Origin of the sequence: Pseudomyxococcus flavus (genome assembly GCF_050038885.1) — a bacterium.
GTDB lineage: Bacteria > Myxococcota > Myxococcia > Myxococcales > Myxococcaceae > Myxococcus > Myxococcus flavus.
Window position 1 is genome coordinate 3,314,223 of sequence record NZ_CP143624.1, and the last position, 21,962, is coordinate 3,336,184.

Below are 21,962 nucleotides of genomic sequence, written 5' to 3' on the forward strand. Positions count from 1 at the left end.
CCGCCCGGGGCCCCATGCCCACGTCCCCGAAGGACGCGGGCGCGCGACGACTAGAAGTAGCCGCCGATGGTGGTGGCGACGCTGAAGTTCACCTCCACCTCATCGCCCAGGCCGAAGGCCAGGCGCGGGCCACCGCCCACGAAGAAGTGCGGCGTCACGTGGAAGAGGAACGGCGCGTAGCCCTCCAGGATGACGGTGACGTCGGCGTTGATGGCCTGGTTGGCGAAAGGCAGGACGGGGTCGCCGATGTAGAGGGACACCTGCCCCTTGGGCCACACCGAGACGCGCTCGGAGAGCGCGATGTTGTAGCCGACGCGCCCGTTCAGGCCGAAGGCGGCCACGGTGTCGCCCTCGCCGAAGAGCGCGCGGACCTGGAGGCCGCTACCCACGGACAGGTTCTTCTTGAGGAAGTAGTCCGCGCCGGGCTCGAGGAAGATGTAGCCCAGGCCGCTGGACTGCGTGGAGTAACCCAGGCTGGCCGAGGCATCCGTGCTGATGACGATCTGCCCCTCCTGACCGAAGCTCCCCGACGACTCCTGCGCGCCCGCGCTCGCTGACACCATGACGCCCGCCACCGCAGCCAGGCTCTTCCAGTTGTTTGCCTTCATGAGACGTCCCTCCGTTGCGTAGGCCCGGTGCACATGTCCGGGCGCTCGGCGCCCCTTCTAGCCAATGGGCACGGTGGAACGTCATTTATTTCGTCATGGAGGTGAACAGTCGCGCCGAGGTCGCACACACGCCCGGCGGATGTATACGCCCATGCACTTGGCGAAGCCCGGCGTTGCGAGCCGGGGCGCTCCGTTCCATGACACGCGCTGGCCCCGCCTCGAAAGGACGCCCAGCGTGTCGCTCCGCCCCCGTCTGTCCGCCCTGCTCCTCACCATGGCCCTGCTCCCCGGTGCCGCCGCCGCGCAGGCCCCCTCGGCCCGCCCCGCTCCCGCCCCGGCCACGCCGCGCGAGCCGCCCGCCGCCTCCCGCGTGCGCACCGAGCCCCTGACGCCCCAGCGCCAGGAGGTGAAGCTGGACGCGCTGCCCAGGCCCTACGCCACGCGCAGCGCGTCGAAGAGCCCCGCCGTGGTTCCGCCGCTCCCCCATGCGCCGCTGCGCGTGCCCGAGGGCTTCGCCGTCAACGTGTACGCGGACACGCTGGAGGCGCCGCGCTGGATGACGCTCTCCCCGGAGGGCGACGTGCTGGTGGTGGAGAGCCGCTCCAATCGCATCCAGCGCCTGCGCGACACGAACGGGGACGGCGTCGCCGAGTCGCGCGAGCCGTTCGCCGGGGAGGCCAACGGGCTGAACCTGCCCTTCGGCATGGCCTTCAACGACACCCACTTCTTCGTGGCCAACACCAACGCGGTGAAGCGCTACCCGTACCGGCGCGGCCAGGGGAAGCTCACCGGCACGGGCGAGGTGCTCACGCAGCTGCCGGGGCTGGGCTACAACCAGCACTGGACGCGCAACGTGCGCGTGGCCCCGGACGGCCAGCGCCTCTTCGTCACCGTGGGCAGCGAGAGCAACGTGGACGTGGAGCCGTCGCCGCGGGCCGCGGTGCTGGTGATGGGCCTGGACGGCAAGGGGCGCGAGGTCTTCGCCAGCGGCCTGCGCAACCCGGTGGGCCTGGACTTCCACCCGCGCACCGGTGAGCCCTACAGCACCGTCAACGAGCGCGACGGCCTGGGCGACGACCTGGTGCCGGACTACCTCACCCGCCTCCAGCAGGGGGCCTTCTACGGCTGGCCCTACGCGTACCTGTCGCCGAAGAACGTGGACCCGCGCCGCGCGAAGCAGGGCAAGAGCGAGCGGCCGGACCTGGTGGCGAAGACGGTGACGCCGGACGTGCTCTTCCCGGCGCACTCGGCGGCGCTGGGGCTGACCTTCTACAAGGGCACGGCCTTCCCGGAGCGCTACCGCCACGGCGCCTTCGTGGCCTTCCGCGGGAGCTGGAACCGCTCCGAGGGCACCGGCTACAAGGTGGTGTTCGTGCCCTTCGACGCGCAGGGCCGCCCTGCGGGCGGCTTCGAGGACTTCCTCACCGGCTTCCTCGTCGACCCGAAGAAGCCGGAGACCTTCGCGCGGCCGGTGGGCCTGCTGGAGCACCCGGACGGGAGCCTGCTGCTGACCGACGACGGCAACGGCCGCATCTACCGCATCCGCTACGCGAGGTAGCTCAGTCGTCCCAGGAGAGGGTGTACTCGCTGTCGAGCAGCGAGGTCTGCTGGCCCTGCACCTGGATGTCCTGCGCGCCCACGGCCCGCAGGGCGCCTTCGAGCATGCCCTCGTTGTAGGCCACGGGGGTGAAGATGCGGTGCATGTGGATGCGGCCCGAGCGCGGGCCCGTCCACGTCACCTGGAGCTCTCCGAAGTTGATGGCCATGCGGTAGGCCTCCGGGAGCATCTCCATGAGGCGCTTGGGCTCGCCGCCCACCTGCTGCCGCACCTCGGTGCCGAACATGGAGTTGATGAAGGCCAGCGTGCCCTGGACGCCGAGCTGCCGCATGGCCTCCTCGATGCCGCCCAGCTGCGGCGCGAGCAGCCGGGCCGCGGAGAAGAAGACGCGCATGAAGGGCGGGACGGGGTAGAGCTCGGTGGTGTCCAGGTCCGCCGGGTAGTCGCCTTCCTGCTGGATGCGCGCCACGGCCTGCTCACCGCCGAGGAAGCGCACGGTGTCGAGGACGGCGGCGAAGTGCATGCCGCGAATCCCCTCGGACGGCTCGACGAGGGCGAGGCGCGCGCTCAGCTCGCGCTCCACCTCCTCTGGCGTGTCCCACTTGCCGCGCTCCATGCTCACCTCCCGTCTGAAAGCGCGCGGGATGCTGGCACAGCTTCGCCACCCGTGCGAACTCCCAGCGCCGGCGCCCACGCCCCGTGGCGCGTGGAGCCGACCTGGGACGTCGGGTGGAGGACGGGGCTCAGGGCGCGGGTTCGGCGGCGGCTTCGGACGTCTCGCGGCGCAGGCGCGCTTCGAAGACGAAGGTGCCGAAGGGGAGCAGCGACGCGAAGATGGCGCCCAGCACGCGCAGGATGGACCAGCGGTGGGCGATGGCCACCTCCATGAGCGCGAAGAGGTAGAGCACGAAGAGCAGGCCGTGGACCCAGCCGGTGAACTTCACGGCCTGCGGCATGCCCGCGGCGTACTTCAAGGGCATCGCGATGAAGAAGAGCGCGATGACGGACAGGCCCTCCGCCAGGGCCACCGCGCGGAAACGTCCAAGAGGGGTCTTCAGCATGAGGTTCTCCCCCGCCTGTTTCCCATCCCCGGACGCCGAGGTCCATGAGTCAAGGTGACGCAGGGGGTGTGCCTGGCTGCCTGCCCTCCTTGCTCGCATCCTCCTGGACGGCCTGTCCACGTGTGGGCAGCTCGAAAAAGGAGCCCCCCACCAGCCCCAGGCGATTCATTGCGTTTCGGAGCCCCTCGGTGCCGATAATCACCAACTCCCGAAGGCGCAGGTATCCAGAAAAGGGGTTCGGGCCGGGCCTTTTCGAACGCATTCCGCCCCGTCGATTTCGACAGGTCCAGGCGGTGGCCGACGCCCCCTGCACGAGGGTCACATTCTCGGGCCGTTTGCCTTGAGCGCTTCACATTACAGGGAAAATCATGACGCGATTGAATCGGGGTTGGTTCGTGCTTGTCGCCGGCGCGCTCTTCGCGCCCGGGTGCGGCGACGACGGCGGGTGTCCCGACACCGGACCGGCGAACGTCACGCTCGATGCGAGCTCCGTCTTCAAAGGTACGCTCACGCTCGTCGGCACGCTCACGCTCCCGAAAGGCTCGGCGTCGGGAAAAGCGGTGCGGCTCGCGGTGGCCGGCGGCGGCACGACCGCAAAGGGCAGCGTGAGTGCACTCGCTGAGGGCACGACGACAGGCGAGAGCGTGACCTACAGCATCACGGGTCTGATCGAGGGCACGTACACCGTTCGCGCGAACGTCGACATGAACGATAACGGTAGGCTCGGCGAGCCCGGGGATCTCGACGGCTACTCGGGCGGAACGCTCGATGCGCCCGTGCTCGAATCAACCGCCGCCCAGAAGATCGCCCTCGGGGCCGACGGCGCGTCGTGCGTGAACTTCGGCCTCGCCGTTCTTCCATGAGTCGCTGCGGCTCGCGCGGTGCTGAGGCTCAGCGCGCGCCCGCCGCAGCGCTCTCGGCACGTCGGAAGCGCTGAACACGCGTTTCCGCCGCGCTCGTCGCTCTTCTTCACCGCGGAGTCGCGCTGCCTCGATGCGGGCGTAGAAGAGCGCCGCCGCCTTGGTGCGCCGCTGAGACTTGCTGCCGTAGTGGTTCTTCCTGCCAATCCCCCTGGCTTCTTCATGCCTGCCACCGGCGCCAGCGCCTGCTTCTCGACAGGGGCCCGGGCGCCCTCAACGCCTTGGCCGTCCCCGCGAACGTGCCGCCTGTCTCCAGCCTGTGCGCGACGTAGCGCACGGCGAACGCTCGGAGCGTCTGGGGGTAAGGCAAGGACCCGCGCTGGCGCCCGGCTCTCAGCCTCTGCACTTCCTCATGGGAGGTCGCGCGGCGCACTCTCCTATTGTCTGCCCACCAACAAGCTGGGAGCACATGCCCGCGCGGTTCACCGCGACGGCAGCGCGACGCCGTAGCGCTCGAGGTCCTCGGGCGTATTCACGTTCGCCAGCGAGCGCAGCGTCGGATCCACCGCGCGCAGCACGTCCTCCGGCAACAGCCGCGTGCGCACCCGCGACAGCAGCTCCCGCATGGACGGATTCACCGCCAGCGCCTCGCCCCACGCACTCGCGAGCGCGGACCGGTACACGGCGAGCAGCGGCTCCAGCCGCCCCCCGACCTCGAAGCACACCGCGTCCACGTCCTCGTCCGCCCCGTCCAGCAGCACGCCGGGTACTTCGGGCGCGATGAACGGCATGTCACACGCCACCGCCATCACCCACGGCGTGCGCGCGGCCACCAGCGCCGCGTGGACACCCCCCGGCGCGCCCTTGCCGGGCACCACGTCCGCCACCGTGCGCAACCCGAAGCGGGCATAGGGCTCGGGCGCGTTCGCCACCAGCAGCACGTCTCCGAAGCGCGATGCCAGCACCAGGAGCCGCTCCAGCACCGTGCGCCCCTCCGCCACCAGCAGCCCCTTGGGCACACCGGACAGACGCCGCCCCTGGCCGCCCGCGATGATGGCCAGTGTCACCTCTGGAAACGCCGTGCCGCTTCGCGCCATGCTCGTGCTCCGTCCACGGCCACCATATCCGTCCTCCGGTGCACGTCCGCAGCGGGGGAAAGCAGACGAAGGCCCCCGCGCCTTCGTGGACACGGCGCACGCCCCAGGGCATAGGCTGCGGCGCTGTCCATGCCACTGATGCCCCTCAGCTCCGCCCGGCAGGCCGCGCTCGATGCCATCGTCCCGGCGGCGCCCGAGCGCGTGCCCCTGCTCGATGCGCAGGGCCGGTTTCTCGCCACGCGCGTGGCCGCGTCGCGCGACCTGCCCGGCTGCGACAACTCCGCCATGGACGGCTGGGCGGTGCGCGCCGAGGAGACCCGGGGCGCCAACCGCGACCGGCCCGCGCGCCTGCGCATCGTCGACACCGTCTTCGCCGGAGCGCTCCCCACCACGCACCTCCAGCCCGGAGAGGCCGCGCGCATCTTCACCGGCGCGCCCCTGCCCCCCGGCGCCGACGCCGTCGTCCGCCAGGAGGCCGCGCGCGCCACCGAGGACGGCGCCTGCGTGGACGTCTTCATCACCGTCTCCCCCGGCAACGACATCCGCCGCGCCGGAGAGGAGGTTCTCGCCGGCGCCCCCCTCTTCGACGTGGGCCAGCGCGTGGGCGCCGCGGTGCTCGGCGTGCTCGCGTCCATGGGCGCCATGGACGTCTGCGTGCGTCCCGCGCCGCGCGTGGCCGTGCTCGCCACCGGCGACGAGCTGGTGCCGCCCGGCACGCCCGCCCTGCCCCACCAGGTCTACGAGAGCAACCTCATCCTCGTGGCCGCGCTCGCCCGCGAGGCCGGCGCGGAGGTCCGCCAGCTCGCCCGCGCCCGCGACGACGAGGACGCGCTGCGCGAGGCCCTCACCCGGCTGGCGCCCCAGGTGGACGTGCTCATCACCACCGGCGGCGCCTCCGTGGGCGACCGGGACTACGTGAAGCGCGTGCTCGCCGCGATGGGCGCCCGCTTCTTCGTGGACGGCGTCGCGCTCAAGCCCGGCAAGCCCGTGGCCGTGGCCCGCCTGGGCGACACCGCCGTCGTCGTGCTGCCCGGCAACCCCGGCGCCGCCACCGTGGCGTTTGATCAGCTCGCCCGCCCGCTCCTCCTCAAGCACCAGGGCGTCCTGGAGACGCGCCGCCGCGTCCGCGCCCACCTCTCCGAAGCGCGCCACAAGCAGGCGGGGCTCACCTACCTCATCACCACCACGCTGGAGGCCCGCGAAGGCCACCCGCCGCGTGCCCTGCTGCGCCCCCAGGGCGCCGGGCAGATCCTCCAGAACGTCCACGGCGAGGGCTGGGCCATCCTCCCCCCGGGCCGCGCGGACTTCGCGGCGGGGGACGCCGTCGAGGTGGAGCTCTTCGACCGGCCCGTCTACACGCCCGTGGAGCCCCTCGCGTGAGCCGCGTGCCCGCGCTCAGCGTGGTGGGCTGGTCCGGCGCCGGGAAGACGACGCTGCTCACCCGGCTCGTCCCGGAGCTCGCCGCCCGGGGCCTCCGCGTGGCGGTGGTGAAGCACTCCTCGGATCCGCACCCGCTGCACCGGCCCGGCAGCGACACCGCCCGCTACCAGGACGCCGGGGCCGTCCTCGCCGGCTTCGCCTCGCCCTCCGGCGTACAGCTGACCACCCCCATCGCCCCCGCGGACGCGCTGCCGCCGCTGTTCGAGCGCTACGCCGGCGCCGTGGACCTGATCCTCGTCGAGGGCTGGAAGGACGGCCCCCTGCCGAAGCTGGAGGTCTGGCGGAGCGGCCTGGGCCCGCCCCTGGCCCCCTCCCGCCCGGAGGTCCTGGCGGTGGTGTCCCCCGAGCCCGCACTCCCCGCCGACTTCCCGCCGGGCCTGCGGGTGCTGAGCGCCGAGGACGTGCGCGGCGTGGCGGACCTCGTCCTCGCCCACCTGCGCCCGGGCCGCCGGGCCCCGCTGCCCCCCGGGGATGCCCGCGGCGTCACGCGCCGCCCCGTCCAGCGGTGGACCGGCGCCGCGCTCACCCCGTTCCAGGATGACGACGTCGCCGTGGAGGAGCCCCTGGAGATCCGCGTCAGCGGGGACACGGTGGCCACCACCATGCGCACCCCGGGGAATGACCGCGAGCTGGCCACGGGCTTCCTCTTCGCCGAGGGCATCCTCCAGAGCGTGGACGACCTGGGCGGGCTGGCGCACTGCGGGCGGCCCGGCGAGGAGGGCTTCGGCAACGTCATCGAAGTCACCCCTGCCTCCGGCGCCATCCTGGACGTGGAGCGCGTGCGCGCCGCCCGCCGCGGCACCCTCACCACCTCCGCCTGCGGCGTGTGCGGCCGGCGCAACGTGGACGACCTGCTCGCCGTCTGCCCACCCCTGCCCGCGGGGCCCGTGCTCGCCCCCGACGCCGTGGCCCGCGCCACCGAGCACCTGCGCGGCGTGCAGCGGAACTTCGCGCGCACCGGCGGGGTCCACGCCGCCGCCGTGCTGGATGCCGAGGGCCACCTCCTGGCCGCCCACGAGGACGTGGGCCGCCACAACGCCGTGGACAAGGTGGTGGGCAGCCTGGTGCTCGCGGGCGTCGTGCGCCAGGGCCGGCGTCCCCACCCGCCGCTGACACGTCAGCCCGCAGTGCTCGCCGTGAGTGGACGCGTCAGCTTCGAGATCATCCAGAAGGCCGCCATGGCCCGCATCCCCATCGTCGCGGGCGTGTCGGCGGCCAGCTCGCTGGCGGTGGACCTGGCCCTGCGTGCTGGCATGACGCTGGCCACGTTCGTGCGGAACGGGCGCTTCAACGTCTACACCGGCCAGGAGCGCCTGATACGGCTGTAACTCCCTGAAACGCCAGGTCCCCTCCCCGATACCACCGTGCCACAGACACCATCCGCGGCCTGTCGTCAGACCGGCATCGTAAATGCAACAAAGGCGTGTCGGAGGAAATGTGGGAAGCCGCCGTGCAACACGAGGTGTTCGTGGCGCTCGGTGAGCTCGAACCCGGGTAGGGCGATCACAAGATTTTACATGCTGTCACGTCTTACTTACGCGGCAGGGGTTGCAACGCGCCGCAATATCGGGCAAAACTGGTTTCCTTCCGACTTGAATATTTTCAGCCTAAACGGCTACCTCTGCGTGAACTGTAGGAAAGTGAGCAGAGGGGGGTGGACACGATGAGCGGCGCAACGGCAAGTGCGGCGGTGGTCGGTGCTCCTGGGTCGGCCAACGCTCAGGGTCAGTCAGCTGAAGAGGTGCAGGGGCCGCCCAAGCTGGCTCCGGGGTTCGCGGCGAAGCTGAACCTCACGGTCGACCTCGTCCTGTTGTCGCTGGTGCTCGCGGGCTCCGCGTGGCTGAGCGGTGAGCTCCCGGCCGCGTCCGACTGGAAGGTCCCGAGCCTGGTGCTGGCGGCGTGGGGGGTTTGGATTGTGACGGGCACCGCGCTGTGCCTGTACGACTCGCGCTTCGCCGACCGCAGCAAGCTGGACCACGTGGCGCTGGTGTCGGTGACGACGCTGGCGGTGGTGACGGTGCTGTCGCTGGGCAGCGTGGCGGTGCCGACGGTGGTGACGTCGCCGGTGGTGGGCCCGCTGCTCTTCATCTTCTGGCCGGTGACGCTGCTCCTGCGCCTGTTCGTCTTCCGTCCGGTGGCCTCGCAGGAGCGCCCCATGGACGCGGTGCTCATCGTGGGCACGGGCGCCATGGGCCGCTACACCGGCGAGGACCTGGTCCAGCGCGGGCGCCGGCAGATTCTGGGCTACGTGCGCTTCCATGACGACAACGGCGCGGTGGGCGAGCTGCCGGGCCCCGTCCTGGGCTCGGTGGACGACCTGGAGCGCATCCTCCGCAACACGGCGGTGGACGAGGTCTACATCGCCGGCAACACGCTGAAGCAGGGCGAGTCCATGCAGGCGGCCATCAAGCTGGCCGAGCGCTTCGGCGTGCCCTTCGCGCTGCCCGCGCACAGCTTCCGCCTGGACCGCGCCCGCCCGGTGGAGCGCCGCGCGGTGTCCGACGGCTTCCTGCACTTCGCGGCGGTGAGCCCCAAGCCGCACCAGATGGCGATGAAGCGCCTGTTCGACATCTGCGTGTCCGCGGTGGCGCTGTGGGCGCTGCTGCCGCTGCTGGCGGTGGTGGCGCTGGCGGTGAAGCTCACCTCCAAGGGGCCCATCTTCTTCAAGCAGCTGCGCGTGGGGCAGAACGGCAAGCCCTTCTACATGCTGAAGTTCCGCTCCATGGTGGTGAACGCCGAGGAGCTGAAGGAGAAGCTGGCGGCGCTCAACGAGCAGACGGGCCCCGTCTTCAAGATGAAGCACGACCCGCGCATCACCGGCATCGGCCGCTTCATCCGCAAGTTCTCCATCGACGAGCTGCCCCAGTTCATCAACGTGCTGCGCGGGGAGATGAGCATCGTCGGGCCGCGCCCGCCGGTGCCTGGCGAGGTGGCCAAGTACGAGACGTGGCAGCGCCGCCGCCTGTCGGTGCGTCCGGGACTCACCTGCATCTGGCAGGTGTCAGGACGGAACCAGATCTCCTTCGAGGAGTGGATGTACCTGGACATGCAGTACATCGACCACTGGAGCCTGACGAGCGACCTGCGGCTGCTGCTCCAGACGGTGCCGGTGGTGCTCACGGGCCGCGGCGCCAGCTAGCAGGCCACCAGGCGACCCAACCTTTGCGGGGGCGGCATTGACGTGCCGCCCCCGCTCGTTTTCTATGCACTCGGGCAGTCCTGGCCGGCGCCGGGGCCGCACGCTCCCACCGTGAACAGTCCCAGCCATTCCATTTCGCAGGACGCTGGCGAGCGCGAGCGCTCGCATGAGGCGATGGGCGCTGTGCGCAACGGGCTCCAGCTCGGGGGCTCGCTGCTGGCGACGTATGCCATCGCCATGGGCGTGCGCTTCCTGCTGCCCGCCCACCTGGGGCCGGAGAGCTTCGGGCGCTTCAACTACGCGGATGGCTTCTCCGCCGTCTTCTTCATCGCCACCCACCTGGGCCTGGAGATGTACATCCGCAAGGAGGTGTCGCGCCGGCCCGAGCACGCCAGCGACTTCTTCGGCACCACCCTGCTCTTGCGGCTGGGCCTCACCGCGGTGCTGATGGGCATCATGGCGCTGGTGATGGCCCACTTCGACGAGCCCGCCGAGGTGCGGCAGCTCGTCTACGTCTTCGCGCTGGCCCAGTCGCTCATCATCATCAACGCCTCGGTGGCCGCGCTGCTGCACGCCAAGGGCAAGGTGGCGGGGCTGTCCGTCTCCAACATCGTCACCAAGCTGGTGTGGGGCGGTGGCCTGCTGGCCGTCGCCGTGGCGGGCCTGCCGCTGCCGTGGCTGGCGGTGCCGCTGGTGGCGTCCGAGGCGGTGAAGTTCGCGGTGGGCTGGTATCTGGCGCGCGAGCACATGGGGCTCACCTTCAAGGTGAACGTCCCGACGACATGGAAGGTGCTCAAGGCCAGCCTCCCCTTCTTCATCACCGGCGCGGCGCTGGCGGCCAACGGGCGGCTGGACGTGATGATCCTGGGCATGGCCTCCAGCCACGAAGAGGTGGGCTGGTACGGCGCGGCGTGGAACATCGCGGGCCTCACCTTCTTCCTCAACCCGGTGTTCGGCTGGGTGCTGATGCCGCTGGCGTCGCGCGCGGCCGAGCGCTCGGAGGCGGAGCTGACGCAGCTCACGCGCCGCTCCATGGAGGGCACGCTGGCCGTCACCGTGCCCATGATGATGCTCATCGTCCTGGGCGCGCCGCTGTGGGTGGGGCTGATGGGCGGCGAGTTCGCCGAGTCCGCCATGCCGCTGCGGCTGATGTCGCCGCTGTTCGTGCTGGCCTTCGTGACGATGAACGCCGGCCTGTGGCTGACCATGACGAACCGCGAGTGGTGGGTGACCATCACCAGCGTCGTGGGCAGCGTGGTGCTGATTCCGCTCCTCAACCTGCTGCTGATTCCGCTGATGCACGACGCCCTGGGCGACGGCGGCGGCGCGGCGGGCACGGCGCTGTCCATGCTGCTCATGGAAATCTGCGTCACCGTCAGCCTGCTCGGCCGCATGGGCCCGGCCGCCTTCGACGCGCGCCTGCTGGCCATGATGGCCAAGACGGCCGCCATCTGTGTGACCATCGCCGTGCTGGACCAGACGCTGCTGGCGCCCCTGAACCCCTGGGTGCGCCTGGGCCTGGAGGCGGTGCTCTACATCGTCGCGGTGCTGGCCACCGGCGCGGTGCGTCCGCGCGAGGTGCTCCAGGTGGTGCGCATCGCCCGCCGCCGCGGCCAGCCCGCGCCCGAGGCAACCCCCACCCCCTGAGGAGAGCTCCGTCGCTCATGCCGTCCACGAACCGTCAGCCTGCCTCCGCCCCGCGCCATCCCTGGCGCATGCTCGCCTGCGCCGCGCTGCTGCTGCTGGCGCCCGCCTGCCGGGGCCTGGGCAAGTACACGTGGGTGGATGACTACCAGGAGAAGCCGCCCCCGGTGGACACGGCGTACCGCATCGCCGCCGGAGACCTGCTCAACATCCGCGTGTGGAACCAGGAGTCGCTCACCACGCAGGCCCGCGTGCGCGAGGACGGCCGCATCAGCCTGCTCTTCCTGGACGACGTGGAGGCCGCGGGCCACACCCCGGCCATGCTGTCGCAGCAAATCCAGACGCGGCTGAAGGACTACATCAACCACCCCGTCGTCACCGTGGCGCTGGAGATGGCGCGCCCCATCAAGGTGACGATGGTGGGCGAGGTGAACCGCATCGGCCCGCTGGAAATCGAGCCGGGCGCCAGCGTGCTCGAGGCCCTGGCCGGCGCGGGCGGCTTCACCGAGTACGCCCACAAGGACCGCATCTTCGTCATGCGCCAGGAAGAGGGCGCCGCGCTCGAGCGCATCCGCTTCCGCTACGACGACCTCATCCACGGCGAGGGGCGCGCCCCCTCCTTCCGCCTGCGCCCCGGCGACGTGGTGGTGGTGGAATAGCCCGTGCTGGGGACGGTCCTCACCGTCGCGTGGCTGGAGGTGTCCTCCGCCTCCGTCAGCTACTCGGCGGGCGCGCGCGTCGACTCGCGCCTGCGCTCCAACGAGGACCCGGCGGCGGACGCCCCGCGCGTCGCGGGCGACACGGACGTCACCCCCCTGCTGGGCCTGGAGATTCGCGATGGCAACACCGCGCTCCAGGTGGAGTACGCCCCGCGCATCAGCCTGCGGGAGGTCACCGCCCGCGCCCGCACCGAGCTCCAGCACACCGGCCGCCTGGCCGGCATCTGGCGCCCCGAGCGCGGCCTGTCCCTGCGCCTGACGGAGGAGCTGGTGCTGGGCAGCGTCAACCTGCTCACCACGGACCTGTCCTCCCTGCCCGGCGGCACCCCGGGCTCGGACCCGGACGGCCCGCTGCGGCCTCCCGGTAGCGGCGGCCCCCTGCAGCCGCTGCCCCAGGCGGACACCGTCTACTTCCTCTCCTCCGCCACCACGCTGACGGTGGACACCGGCTGGCTGGGGCGACGGTGGAACCTCACCGGCTCCGGCGGCTTCTCCATCAGCGGCGGCATGGATGGCCCCGCCCGCGAGGCGGTCCCCCTCCAGTACGGCCCGCGCGCGGACGCGTCGCTGAGCCACGCGCTCTCCCCCCTGAGCGCCATCACCACCTCCGCGGCCTTCTCCCATGCGCGCTTCTCCACCGGGGCGAACAACACCATCCTCACGCTGACGGAGGCCTGGGGTCAGCGGGTGGACAGGCGCACCTCCCTGGAGGCCGGCGCGGGCCTGAGCGTGGTGCGCTCCATCCCCGTGCCACCGGAGGACGGCGAGCCCGAGCCCGGCCCGCTGGACGGGCCCCGGACGGAGCTGCTCCCCAACCTCAATCTGGGGGTGAGCCACCGGATTCCCTCGCGCACCGCGGACTTCAACGGCCGGGTGGACCTGCGGCTCGTCCCCTTCACGGACCGGCTGACGGCGCGCGTCTACCCCCGGGCGGACCTGACGTTGACGGGGACGTGGGCGCTGGGACCCCGCGTGCGGGTGTCCGCCATTGGCGGCGGTGCCACGGCCGTGGGCGGGAGCAGTGGGGACAGCATCCTTTCCGGAGGCTTCACCGGTTCCTGGATTCTCACACGCTGGGTGTCCGTGGATACCGACCTCCGCGGGACGTGGAGCCGCTCGCCCGAGCTGCCAGCGGCCCGGCTGACCTGGGCGGCAACGCTGGGCCTGTCCGTGCGACAAACTGGTATTCTCTGAGGGCTGGCGACATGGCGAAGCTCATCTTGATGTCCGTCCTCATCCTCACCATCGCCCTGCCAGCCAAGGCGGCGAGGGATCCGCATCCCGTGCGGGGGCTGAAGAAGGCCATCCTCTGGTTCGTCCTCTTCAACGCGGCATACACGTACGGCGTCCTCGTCTGGGTGCCAAGGCTCGGATTCGGCTGAGCGAGTTTCAGAAAGGTTGACGACGGATGGAGTCCGACCTGCACACGGTCCTCCTGGTGGAGGACGCCCCCTTCTTCCGGAAGATGCTGGGCGACTACCTGCGGGACATGGGGTTCAAGGAGGTGGTGGAGCTGCCCAGCGGGCGCGCCGCGCTCAAGCACCTGGAGACCGCGTCGCGTCCGGCCCTGGTGTGCCTGGACCTGACGCTGCCGGACATCTCCGGCTATGACCTCTGCGAGCACATCCGCCGCACGCCCACGATGGCGGACGTGCCGGTGCTGGTGGTGAGCGCGCGCGACCTGCCCGAGGACAAGGCCCACGCCGAGGAGGCGGGCGCCAACGGCTACCTGGGCAAGCCCTTCACGCAGGAGGAGTTCACCCGGCGGGTGCAGTCGCTCCTCAAGAGCAGCGCGGCGAGGAGGACGCCGTGACAGTCCCCGCGCCCGGGGCTCCCGGGCCGCGCCCTCCGCCGATGCCGCCGCCCGCCTTCACTCCGGAGCGTCCGGAGACGAACGCGCCGGCGGACCTCATCGACTGGGGATTCGCCATCGACGCGGTCTTCTATTTGAAGAACGCGGTGGTGCGGCACTGGTTCCTCGCCCTGGTGGTGATGGGCACGGTGTCCGCGCTGGCCATGGGCGTCAGCAAAATCCTGCCGCGCAAGTACCGCGTGGAGACGCGGATGCTGACGCAGCGCAACTTCATCATCTCCTCGCTGGCCAACCCGGGGCGCTCCATCCCCGTGGACGCGGACCAGCCCACGCGCGCCGCGTGGGAGATGGTGATGAAGCACGACAACCTCAAGTCCATCATCGCGAAGGCGAAGCTGGTGGAGTACTGGGAGCTGCAGCGCTCCCCGCTGAGCCGGCTCAAGGAGTTGGTGCTGCGCCGGCCGCCCAAGCCCATGTCGGACGAGGACAAGCGCGACGCGCTCACCGCCATGCTCGAGCAGGCGATGATTGTCGGCGTGGAGGGCGGCACGGGCACCGTCTCCATCGGCGTGGAGTGGAGCGACCCGCAGCTGGCGCTCAACATCGTCGAGGCCGCGCAGCAGAACTTCCTCGACACGCGGCAGGCGGCGGAGATGGGCGCGGTGCAGGAGGCCATCACCATCCTGGAGAAGCAGGTGGTGGAGGAGGCCGAGGGCATCCAGCAGGCGATTGCCCAGCTCAACGCCATCGTGAAGCGCGTGGAGGCCCGGCGGAAGAAGGAGGAGGCGAAGCAGGGGCGCCGAGGAGGCCCCGCGACCGCCGCCAACGCCGCGCTGGGCATCAACACCGACCACCTGCTGGCGCAGATGCGCTTCATGATTCAGACGAAGCGCCGCGCCATTGGCGACGTGGAGGACTTCCGCGCGCGCCGGCTGACGGAGCTGCGCAACCAGCTGTCCGAGCAGCGCGTCATCTACTCGCCGCAGCACCCCATCATCACCGACCTGGAGCAGCGCATCTCCGCGCTCCAGGAGGACTCGCCGCAGCTCATCGCGCTGCGCTCGGAGATGACGGAGCTCATGAACGAGTACGTGCGCAACGGCGGCGACCCGGCGGAGCTGGAGTCCGGGCTGGCGACGCCCACGCTGGGCGGCGCGACGTTCGGCGGGCCGGCCACCTCGGATGACCCGGAGGTGTCGGTGGCGGCGGACAAGGTGCGCATGCTGGTGATGCGGCACCAGGAGAAGATGCGGCGGCTGGACCAGGCGCGCACGGAGCTGGAGATTTCCCGCGCGTCCATGAAGCACCGCTTCAGCGTGCTGTCGCCGCCCACCTTCCCGGAGCGGCCGTCCAAGCCGAAGGTGCAGCTCATCGTCGCCGCGGGCGTGGTGGGCGGCATCGGCATGGGCATCTTCGCGGCGCTGGCGCTGGACATCATCCGCCGGCGCATCCTGGAGAAGTGGCAGGTCGAGCGGATTCTGAAGCTACCGGTGCTGGCGGAGCTGGAGCGTCGCTGAACAGCGCGCTCGGGGGTGCATGTCGTGACATCGTGGACGTGGCTGGACGTGGCGCTGTGCGTGGTGCAGCTTCCCGTGGCGGTGGCGTGTGGCTACCTGCTGAGCCTCACGCTGTTCTCCTATCGGCCCCAGCCGCCGACGACGCGCATCGGGCCTCGGACGTTCGACATCATCATCCCCGCGCACAACGAGGAGCTGGGCATCGCCCGGACGGTGGCGAACCTGTCCGCGGTGGACTACCCGGCGCAGCTGCGGCGCATCATCGTGGTGGCGGACAACTGCTCCGACGCGACGGCGCAGAAGGCGCGCGAGGCGGGCGCGCTGGTGCTGGAGCGCCAGGACACGACGAAGCGGGGCAAGGGCTACGCGCTGGCGCATGCCTTCGAGTTCAGCCAGAAGGATGGCTTCGCCGAGGCGGTGGTGGTGGTGGACGCGGACACGGTGGTGTCGCCCAACCTGCTGACCGCCTTCGCCAAACGCATCGAGGGCGTCGAGGCGCCGGAGGCCGATGGGGTCAAAGGCCAGGCCGAGCGGGCGCACGCCATGCAGGCGCACTACGGGGTGATGAACCCCACGGCGTCCTGGCGCACGCGGCTGATGACCATTGCCCTGGGCATGTTCCACAAGGTGCGCTCGCAGGGACGGGAGGCGCTGGGCGTGTCGTGCGGCCTGCGTGGCAACGGCATGTGCTTCACGCACCATGCGCTGACCCAGGTGCCGCATGACGCCTTCAGCGTGGTGGAGGACCTGGAGTACGGCATCCGCCTGGCCCAGAGCGGCTTCCGCGTCCACTACGTCTGGGAGGCGGAGGTGCTGGGAGAGATGGTGTCCGGGGAGAAGCAGAGCCGCTCGCAGCGCCAGCGCTGGGAGGGCGGGCGCGCGCAGATGCGCAAGCTGCACGGGTGGCCGCTCCTGAAGGAGGGCCTGCGGAAGAGGGACGGCACGCTGCTGGACCTGGCCATGGACGTGCTGGTGCCGCCGCTGAGCCAGCTGGTGCTGGCGGCGGTGGGCTGCGCGGTGCTGGCCGGGGTGTTCGCCGGGGTCTCCGGTGCTCCCGTGCCGTGGTCACTGGGCGTGGCGGGCTTCAGCCTGGCGAGCCTGGGGGCCTATGTCCTGCGCGGCTGGTGGGTGTCCGGCGTGGGGGCCCGGGGGCTGCTGGACCTGGCCTGGGCGCCTGTCTACGTGGTGTGGAAGGTGTGGCTCATGCTGCGCGGCCCCGGCGCGGAGAAGCGCGGCGAGTGGGTGCGCACGACGCGTGAGGGGGAGAACCGGTAGCGGACGCTGGACGCACGGAACTCAAGTTGGACTTGAGTTTCGTGCAGGTGGGCGTGGCGGCTTGCACGAAACTCAAATTGGACTTTAGTTTCGTGCGTGGGAACGGCGCGCCGTGGTCAGCCAGATTGGGACATGGGAGGCGACGCTGATGGCAGTGCGCTCCAAGGGCCGCCGCAAGCTCCACCGGGAGGACCGCCTCATTCTGTGGTGGGTCGCTCCGGCTGACGGTCCGGGAAATGTCCTGCACGTCATCTCGGAAGACAGCGGGTTCAACGTCCAATATGCGTTGGAGCAGGCCGCCGGGCAGGGACTCCTGGCCATCATTGGCAGGGAGTTTCCGGGCCTACCGGACGCAGGCGGTTGCTGGATTCGAGTGAGAACTCCCGACTGGGACTCCACAGCGGTGGGCCCGGGTTTCGTTCGCCGCCTCATCGACTGGGCTTTGACGCCGGATAAGCCCCTCCTTCGGGTAGATTGGCAGGGCGTGCCCATCGCCTGCGGCGATGAGCCCTTGAATTGACGTCCCGGAGGGCACGCCGTATCGCGACTGTTCCTCACCAGCACTTGATGATGGAACCGTGATGAAGACGCGAGCTCTGCATGACGCTCGCGGGGAGCAGCTTCTGGAACATGCACACCTCTCGTTCTTCGGAGGTGACTCGCGATGCATTCCTTCTCACGCAGTGCGCTGGGCCTCCTCCTGCTGCTGTTCGCCCTTCCCGTCCTGGCTCAATCCGATGCCTGCGACCACCCGAACACCAGCACCCTCATCGGCGTGGTGCGCAACGCGCATCAGCGCCGTCCCATCGCCGATGTCATCGTGACCGCGCGCTCCCCCAGCCTTCAGGGGGAGTTGATGGTCTCGACGGATGCAGAGGGGAGCTACTACCTCCCGCAGCTCCCACCGGGTGAGTACACCCTGACGTTCGAGAAGGAAGGGTTCGAGGCCTACACACGCTCGGCCATTCAACTGCCTCTCAACCGGATCATCGGCGTCGATGTGGAACTCCTTGCCGCCGCGCCCGAGGAGCCGGTACGTGTCCGCAGCTCCCCTCCGGCCGTCGACGTGGGCGCCTCGACCGTCTGCGTGAACGTCGACCAGGAGTTCCTCAAGCGCATCGCTGTCCCTTTCGATCCATGTGACAGGACCGGCGCGTCCATTCCCTTCGAGCATTCCGGTCCCAAATGTCCCGAGCCCCATGTGTCCCTCAACGGCTCACCCTCCTCGATTCTGCCCTCGCGCCCCCTGGGCTTCTCGAGGCCCTTCCCGGTGCCACCGCCTACGCTTTGACTCATCGTCCGCGCGACCAGGCGCGCCATGACACCAGCGCTGGTAGGTATTCAGAGTGCAGCCCAACATCCCTAGGACGCCTCAAGAAGCAAGAGCTCCCGCACCGAGTATGGCGAGCGCGCGGCGGGGCGTCCCTGGGCACGCCTCAGAGCGGTATTGACCGCTGGTGTCCGACAATGCGGACGCCGTGCCACCCACTGCGCTACGTAGCAATCAAAGGGGCGTGCTACCCCTGCCGACTACCCATCCAGGGTGATAGACGCATGAAGCGAGGCCGTGCTTTTCCGGTCCAACATGCGAGAACGGAACACCAAAACCTCCCTGATGTGCCTCTTCGCCACCCTCGCGCTGGGTTGCTCCAGCAGCGCCTCCGGCACCGCCAGCCGTCGCAACGCGTACGCGCTAGCGACCTGCGCTGACACCGTGTCGTGCTGCATCCAGCGCAACCCAGGCGCTCCCGAGGCGTGTGGTCTCACGGCGAGCGAGGCCGCCATGTACATGGCGGGCGTCAAGACGGCCATGGACGAGGCCGCCAAGGAAGAAGAGGCACCCGCTATCTGGGACGACGCTCATAACGAGGACCTTCCCGAATGGCGGCGCGAGTGCATCCGGTTCTACGGCGACTGCAAGACGGAGCCTGGATGGACGGGACCTTGCTATGAGTGTCTGCGCCGCTGCGAGGCCCAAGAAGAGTGGCCCGTGTCGATGTGCAAGCCCGGAAGAAAGACGCGGAGGAAGTAATGGACGACAGCCCCGATTGGGACCCGGTGCGCGCCCTCGCACATCAAGTGTTGAATCAAGGCATCCCGCTGGAGCTGACGGATGACGTGCGGAGCTTGCTCAGGCGCACCGCTCGAGAGGTTGCCATCAGCGACGCAGACGCCGCGCTACAGACCGAAGCGGGCGCGACGGAACTTCTGCGAGAAGCCATGCGCCGAATCAAGGATGGCTCCTGGCGCTTGATGCGAGCGCTTCACCGCATGTACCAGCACAAACGCGCGGGTGACTTCGACAGCGCCCGCCAAGAAATGCGGACTGTGCTCGCCGAAGAAGTGGTGCCCTTCTACCGGGACGTCGCAGCCGGGCAGCTCGAAGACCTCGAAGACGAGCCGTAACGACGACGGGGGCGCGACTGACACGGCGCCCCTCCGTGCTCAGGTGCCGCCGTCACCACCTCTGGGCGGCGCCACCCTGTCGCACGCGGCGCGGGTAGCCGATGCGACTTGGGAGGAGGAGGCAACGCGAATGGCCGTGCTCACCGAGAGACGGCGCAAGCTCCACCGGGCATACCTCCTGCACGTCATCTCCGACGACAACGCTCAAGCGCCGTCCGTGCGACGCGCGTCGGATGATGGAACCGTGATGAAGACGCGAGCTCCGCATGACGCTCGCGGGGAGCAGCTTCTGGAACATGCGCACCTCTCGTTCTTCGGAGGTGACTCGCGATGAATTCCTTCGCACGCAGTGTGCTGTGCGTCTTCCTGCTGCTGTTCACCCTACCCGCGTGGGCACAGAGTAGCGTCCTCGTGGGTACGGTGATTGACGCGTCGTCCCGGAAGTCGCTTCCGGACGTCATCGTGACCGCGAGCTCGCCCAACCTCCAGGGCACTCAGACCGCGGCAACAGATGCCCAGGGAAACTACCGCATCCCGCAGCTCCCACCGGGCGATTACACCCTGACGTTCGAGAAGGAAGGATTCAAGCCCTACACGCGCTCAGCGATCCAGCTACGGCTCAACCGGACGACTCGAATCAACGTGGAGCTCCTCCCCACGTCGATGGGCGAGGTGGTGGAGATCGTCGGCGCGCCTCCGACCATCGACGTGGGCTCCACGACCATGGGCGTAAACGTCGACCAGGAGTTCATCAAGCGCATCGCCGTTGCGCGTCCGGGTGGTAAGGGCGGCGCTTCCCGCTCCTACGAGAGCCTGGCCGAGCTCGCGCCTGGCGCCCAGCACGACACTCTCGGTGTGTCCATCAACGGTCCGCCAGCCTCCATCCTGCCCTCACTGACAGCGGGGCGTCCGGCGCCATCGAAGCCTCCGAGCGCGCCTCAGCTCGTGCTCAGTGTCGTCGAGCCCTCCGAGCCCGCCGCGACGCCCGCGCCGGTCTCTCCCTTCCACATGTACTTCCAGGGGTATGGCGTCAACCCCACCGTCAACACGGAGGAGGAGCGCTTCTCCACGTTCTCCGTCGACACGGATTCCGCGTCGTACACGCTGACGCGGGCCTACCTGGAGCGCGGGAGCCTGCCCGACGAGCGGGCCGTCCGCGTCGAGGAGTTCGTCAACACCTTCGACTACGGCTACACGCCAAAGGGCGCTGAACCCTTCAGCGTTCAGGTGGAGGGCTTTCCGTCGCCGGTGCGCAAGGGCTACCACGTGGTCCACATCGGCGTGAAAGCCCGGGAGGTCAGCCGTCCCCAGCGCAAGCCGAGCAACCTCGTCTTCGTCATCGACGTGTCCGGCTCCATGAACCTGGAGAGCCGGCTGGGATTGGTGAAGCGCTCACTCCACCTGCTCGTGAACGAGCTGGACGAGCGCGACCTCGTGTCCATCGTCGTGTACGGCTCCTCCGCGCGCACGGTGCTGGAGCCCACGAGCGCCGTGCACAAGCACATCCTGCACGCGATCATCGACGGCCTGCACAGCGAGGGCTCCACCAACGCGCAGGCGGGCCTGGAGCTGGGCTATTCGCTCGCGGCCTCGCGCCTGCTGAAAGGCGGCATCAACCGCGTCATCCTCTGCTCGGACGGCGTGGCCAACACCGGGATTACCGACGCGGACAGCATCTGGGCTCGCATCCGTGAGCACGCCGCGAAGGGCATCACCCTGTCCACCATCGGCTTCGGCATGGGCAACTACAACGACGTGCTGATGGAACGCCTGTCCCACATCGGCGAGGGCCACTACGCCTACGTGGACCGCATCGAAGAGGCCCAACGCCTCTTCGTGCGTGACCTCACCGGCACGCTCCAGGTGGTGGCCAAGGACGTGAAGCTCCAGCTGGAGTTCAACCCGAAGGCCGTGTCCCACTACCGGCTGCTCGGCTACGAGAACCGCATGCTCACCCAGGAGCAGTTCGCCGATGACCGCGTGGATGCGGGCGAGGTGGGCTCGGGCCATGCCGTCACCGCGCTCTATGAGGTGAAGCTGACCGAGCCCTCCGCCTCCTTCGGCACGCTGCGCATCCGCTACAAGGCGCCGGAGGGCGGAAGCTCCAAGCTCATCGAGAAGCCGCTGCCCTACGCGGTCCTGCGCCCCGCCTATGGCCGTGCCGCACCGCCCACGCGGCTGTCCTACGTGGCCGCCGCCTTCGCAGAGAAGCTGCGTGGCTCCTACTGGGTGCGCCCGCTGACCTATGACGCCTTGTCCTCGCTGTGGGAGGAGATTGGCCAGCCCCTGAAGAATCGCGCGGACGTGGCGGAGCTGGGCGCACTCATCCAGAAGGCGCGTGCCCTGGACCACCGCGAGGACCGCTTCGAGGCTTTCGCCCCGGTGAGCACCATGGACTTCGACCGCGTGCCCACCCTGCCCTGAGTCCTGCGCTCGCGCCTGGTGCGGTCCCCATGCTTCCAGGGTCGATTCCGCCAGGCGCGAGCGGCTGGACGAGCTGGCCTCGCCCCTACAACGCTCGGCCAATATCGAGCTTCACTTACGGAGCTGCGGCAGGCAGGAACAGTTCCATGACGACGACCTGGACGAGTGGAGTCTGCGAAACGAACGGCATCAACATCCACTACCTGAGCAACCCGAGCGACTGGGAGTGGTGGTCGCGTCATTCTTGCGTGAGCTGGCTTAGCTGCTGCAAGGCGCTTCGTAGGTCATCGATTGGGGCGCATCTCATGCGGAAACCGTGATGAAGACGCGAGCCCCGCATGACGTTCGCGGAGAGCGGCTTCTGGAACATGCGCACCTCTCGTTCCTGGGCGGTGATTCGC

General features: G+C 69.7%; 22 protein-coding genes. 18 read left to right on the forward strand and 4 right to left on the reverse strand.

The features are described from left to right. Window positions 1–50 precede the first annotated feature (50 nt). A complete protein-coding gene (locus tag VZL07_RS13940; protein ID WP_426756009.1) occupies window positions 51–608 on the reverse strand; it encodes a hypothetical protein in 558 nt (185 codons plus the stop codon). A 235-nt stretch (window positions 609–843) separates the two neighbouring features. Between VZL07_RS13940 and VZL07_RS13945 the strand changes: the two genes are divergently transcribed. After that, window positions 844–2,166 carry a PQQ-dependent sugar dehydrogenase gene (locus VZL07_RS13945; protein ID WP_426756010.1) on the forward strand — a complete coding sequence of 441 codons (1,323 nt, stop codon included), beginning with the start codon at window positions 844–846 and terminating at the stop codon, window positions 2,164–2,166. A gap of 1 nt (window position 2,167) precedes the next feature. On the opposite strand, the gene VZL07_RS13950 is transcribed toward VZL07_RS13945, so the two are convergent. Together VZL07_RS13950 and VZL07_RS13955 are read right to left on the reverse strand one after the other, a co-directional pair. After that, window positions 2,168–2,782: a DUF2378 family protein gene (locus VZL07_RS13950; RefSeq protein WP_426756011.1), complete on the reverse strand. Its 615-nt coding sequence runs from the start codon at window positions 2,780–2,782 to the stop codon at window positions 2,168–2,170. Window positions 2,783–2,909: 127 nt separating this feature from the next. Then, a complete protein-coding gene (locus tag VZL07_RS13955; protein ID WP_426756012.1) occupies window positions 2,910–3,227 on the reverse strand; it encodes a DUF3817 domain-containing protein in 318 nt (105 codons plus the stop codon). 368 nt (window positions 3,228–3,595) lie between these two features. Here VZL07_RS13955 and VZL07_RS13960 point away from each other — a divergent pair, with 368 nt between their 5' ends. Next, complete coding sequence (locus VZL07_RS13960) at window positions 3,596–4,090, forward strand: hypothetical protein (protein ID WP_426756013.1); 495 nt, start codon at window positions 3,596–3,598, stop codon at window positions 4,088–4,090. A gap of 479 nt (window positions 4,091–4,569) precedes the next feature. On the opposite strand, the gene mobA is transcribed toward VZL07_RS13960, so the two are convergent. After that, entirely contained in the window at window positions 4,570–5,184 is a 615-nt protein-coding gene (gene mobA, locus VZL07_RS13965; protein WP_426756014.1) for a molybdenum cofactor guanylyltransferase, read from the reverse strand. Between the two features lie 129 nt (window positions 5,185–5,313). Between mobA and glp the strand changes: the two genes are divergently transcribed. From glp to VZL07_RS14045, 16 genes are all read left to right on the forward strand, one after another. Then, window positions 5,314–6,564 (forward strand): gephyrin-like molybdotransferase Glp, encoded by a 1,251-nt coding sequence (glp, locus tag VZL07_RS13970; RefSeq protein ID WP_426756015.1) that lies wholly within the window; start codon window positions 5,314–5,316, stop codon window positions 6,562–6,564. Next, window positions 6,561–7,952 carry a formate dehydrogenase accessory sulfurtransferase FdhD gene (gene fdhD / locus VZL07_RS13975; protein ID WP_426756016.1) on the forward strand — a complete coding sequence of 464 codons (1,392 nt, stop codon included), beginning with the start codon at window positions 6,561–6,563 and terminating at the stop codon, window positions 7,950–7,952. The genes glp and fdhD overlap by 4 nt, the downstream gene beginning before the upstream one ends. 326 nt (window positions 7,953–8,278) lie before the next feature. Continuing rightward, on the forward strand, window positions 8,279–9,763 hold the full coding sequence (gene epsZ, locus VZL07_RS13980) for an exopolysaccharide biosynthesis polyisoprenyl-phosphate hexose-1-phosphate transferase EpsZ (protein WP_426756017.1): 1,485 nt from the start codon (window positions 8,279–8,281) through the stop codon (window positions 9,761–9,763). Window positions 9,764–9,937: 174 nt separating this feature from the next. Beyond that, window positions 9,938–11,410 carry an exopolysaccharide biosynthesis flippase gene (gene wzx / locus VZL07_RS13985; RefSeq protein WP_426756018.1) on the forward strand — a complete coding sequence of 491 codons (1,473 nt, stop codon included), beginning with the start codon at window positions 9,938–9,940 and terminating at the stop codon, window positions 11,408–11,410. 17 nt (window positions 11,411–11,427) lie between these two features. Beyond that, the gene (gene epsY, locus VZL07_RS13990) at window positions 11,428–12,066 is read left to right on the forward strand and encodes an exopolysaccharide export protein EpsY (protein WP_426756019.1); all 639 of its coding nucleotides are present in this window, start codon (window positions 11,428–11,430) and stop codon (window positions 12,064–12,066) included. Window positions 12,067–12,069: 3 nt separating this feature from the next. After that, the gene (gene epsX, locus VZL07_RS13995) at window positions 12,070–13,320 is read left to right on the forward strand and encodes an exopolysaccharide export protein EpsX (RefSeq protein ID WP_426756020.1); all 1,251 of its coding nucleotides are present in this window, start codon (window positions 12,070–12,072) and stop codon (window positions 13,318–13,320) included. A gap of 11 nt (window positions 13,321–13,331) precedes the next feature. Further along, window positions 13,332–13,508, forward strand: a complete 177-nt coding sequence (locus VZL07_RS14000) for a hypothetical protein (RefSeq protein WP_284663457.1) — start codon at window positions 13,332–13,334, stop codon at window positions 13,506–13,508. Between the two features lie 26 nt (window positions 13,509–13,534). Further along, a complete protein-coding gene (epsW, locus tag VZL07_RS14005) occupies window positions 13,535–13,939 on the forward strand; it encodes an exopolysaccharide biosynthesis response regulator EpsW (RefSeq protein ID WP_426756021.1) in 405 nt (134 codons plus the stop codon). Next, window positions 13,936–15,456, forward strand: coding sequence for a PCP family exopolysaccharide biosynthesis protein EpsV (epsV, locus tag VZL07_RS14010; RefSeq protein ID WP_426756022.1), 1,521 nt, complete (start codon window positions 13,936–13,938; stop codon window positions 15,454–15,456). Before epsW ends, epsV begins: the two co-directional genes overlap by 4 nt. A gap of 15 nt (window positions 15,457–15,471) precedes the next feature. Further along, window positions 15,472–16,731: an exopolysaccharide biosynthesis GT2 family glycosyltransferase EpsU gene (gene epsU, locus VZL07_RS14015; RefSeq protein WP_426756023.1), complete on the forward strand. Its 1,260-nt coding sequence runs from the start codon at window positions 15,472–15,474 to the stop codon at window positions 16,729–16,731. 112 nt (window positions 16,732–16,843) lie between these two features. Further along, on the forward strand, window positions 16,844–17,251 hold the full coding sequence (locus tag VZL07_RS14020; RefSeq protein ID WP_426756024.1) for a hypothetical protein: 408 nt from the start codon (window positions 16,844–16,846) through the stop codon (window positions 17,249–17,251). Window positions 17,252–17,395: 144 nt separating this feature from the next. Next, on the forward strand, window positions 17,396–18,022 hold the full coding sequence (locus VZL07_RS14025) for a carboxypeptidase-like regulatory domain-containing protein (RefSeq protein ID WP_426756025.1): 627 nt from the start codon (window positions 17,396–17,398) through the stop codon (window positions 18,020–18,022). 294 nt (window positions 18,023–18,316) lie between these two features. After that, window positions 18,317–18,763 (forward strand): hypothetical protein, encoded by a 447-nt coding sequence (locus tag VZL07_RS14030; RefSeq protein ID WP_426756026.1) that lies wholly within the window; start codon window positions 18,317–18,319, stop codon window positions 18,761–18,763. Beyond that, on the forward strand, window positions 18,763–19,137 hold the full coding sequence (locus VZL07_RS14035; RefSeq protein ID WP_426756027.1) for a DUSAM domain-containing protein: 375 nt from the start codon (window positions 18,763–18,765) through the stop codon (window positions 19,135–19,137). The genes VZL07_RS14030 and VZL07_RS14035 overlap by 1 nt, the downstream gene beginning before the upstream one ends. A 130-nt stretch (window positions 19,138–19,267) precedes the next feature. Continuing rightward, window positions 19,268–19,471 (forward strand): hypothetical protein, encoded by a 204-nt coding sequence (locus VZL07_RS14040; RefSeq protein WP_426756028.1) that lies wholly within the window; start codon window positions 19,268–19,270, stop codon window positions 19,469–19,471. Beyond that, window positions 19,468–21,561, forward strand: a complete 2,094-nt coding sequence (locus tag VZL07_RS14045) for a YfbK domain-containing protein (RefSeq protein ID WP_426756029.1) — start codon at window positions 19,468–19,470, stop codon at window positions 21,559–21,561. Before VZL07_RS14040 ends, VZL07_RS14045 begins: the two co-directional genes overlap by 4 nt. Window positions 21,562–21,962 lie beyond the last annotated feature (401 nt).

What these genes read in the sequence shown, in the direction of transcription:
- VZL07_RS13950 (WP_426756011.1), bottom strand. Translation starts at nt 2,782, where the DNA reads ATGGAGCGCGGCAAGTGGGACACGCCAGAGGAGGTGGAGCGCGAGCTG.
- VZL07_RS14000 (WP_284663457.1), top strand. Translation starts at nt 13,332, where the DNA reads ATGGCGAAGCTCATCTTGATGTCCGTCCTCATCCTCACCATCGCCCTG.
- VZL07_RS14025 (WP_426756025.1), top strand. Translation starts at nt 17,396, where the DNA reads ATGCATTCCTTCTCACGCAGTGCGCTGGGCCTCCTCCTGCTGCTGTTC.
- VZL07_RS14040 (WP_426756028.1), top strand. Translation starts at nt 19,268, where the DNA reads ATGGCCGTGCTCACCGAGAGACGGCGCAAGCTCCACCGGGCATACCTC.
- VZL07_RS14045 (WP_426756029.1), top strand. Translation starts at nt 19,468, where the DNA reads ATGAATTCCTTCGCACGCAGTGTGCTGTGCGTCTTCCTGCTGCTGTTC.
- VZL07_RS13940 (WP_426756009.1), bottom strand. Translation starts at nt 608, where the DNA reads ATGAAGGCAAACAACTGGAAGAGCCTGGCTGCGGTGGCGGGCGTCATG.
- epsY (WP_426756019.1), top strand. Translation starts at nt 11,428, where the DNA reads ATGCCGTCCACGAACCGTCAGCCTGCCTCCGCCCCGCGCCATCCCTGG.
- epsW (WP_426756021.1), top strand. Translation starts at nt 13,535, where the DNA reads ATGGAGTCCGACCTGCACACGGTCCTCCTGGTGGAGGACGCCCCCTTC.
- glp (WP_426756015.1), top strand. Translation starts at nt 5,314, where the DNA reads ATGCCACTGATGCCCCTCAGCTCCGCCCGGCAGGCCGCGCTCGATGCC.
- wzx (WP_426756018.1), top strand. Translation starts at nt 9,938, where the DNA reads ATGGGCGCTGTGCGCAACGGGCTCCAGCTCGGGGGCTCGCTGCTGGCG.
- VZL07_RS14035 (WP_426756027.1), top strand. Translation starts at nt 18,763, where the DNA reads ATGGACGACAGCCCCGATTGGGACCCGGTGCGCGCCCTCGCACATCAA.
- VZL07_RS13960 (WP_426756013.1), top strand. Translation starts at nt 3,596, where the DNA reads ATGACGCGATTGAATCGGGGTTGGTTCGTGCTTGTCGCCGGCGCGCTC.
- mobA (WP_426756014.1), bottom strand. Translation starts at nt 5,184, where the DNA reads ATGGCGCGAAGCGGCACGGCGTTTCCAGAGGTGACACTGGCCATCATC.
- VZL07_RS13955 (WP_426756012.1), bottom strand. Translation starts at nt 3,227, where the DNA reads ATGCTGAAGACCCCTCTTGGACGTTTCCGCGCGGTGGCCCTGGCGGAG.
- VZL07_RS14030 (WP_426756026.1), top strand. Translation starts at nt 18,317, where the DNA reads ATGCGAGAACGGAACACCAAAACCTCCCTGATGTGCCTCTTCGCCACC.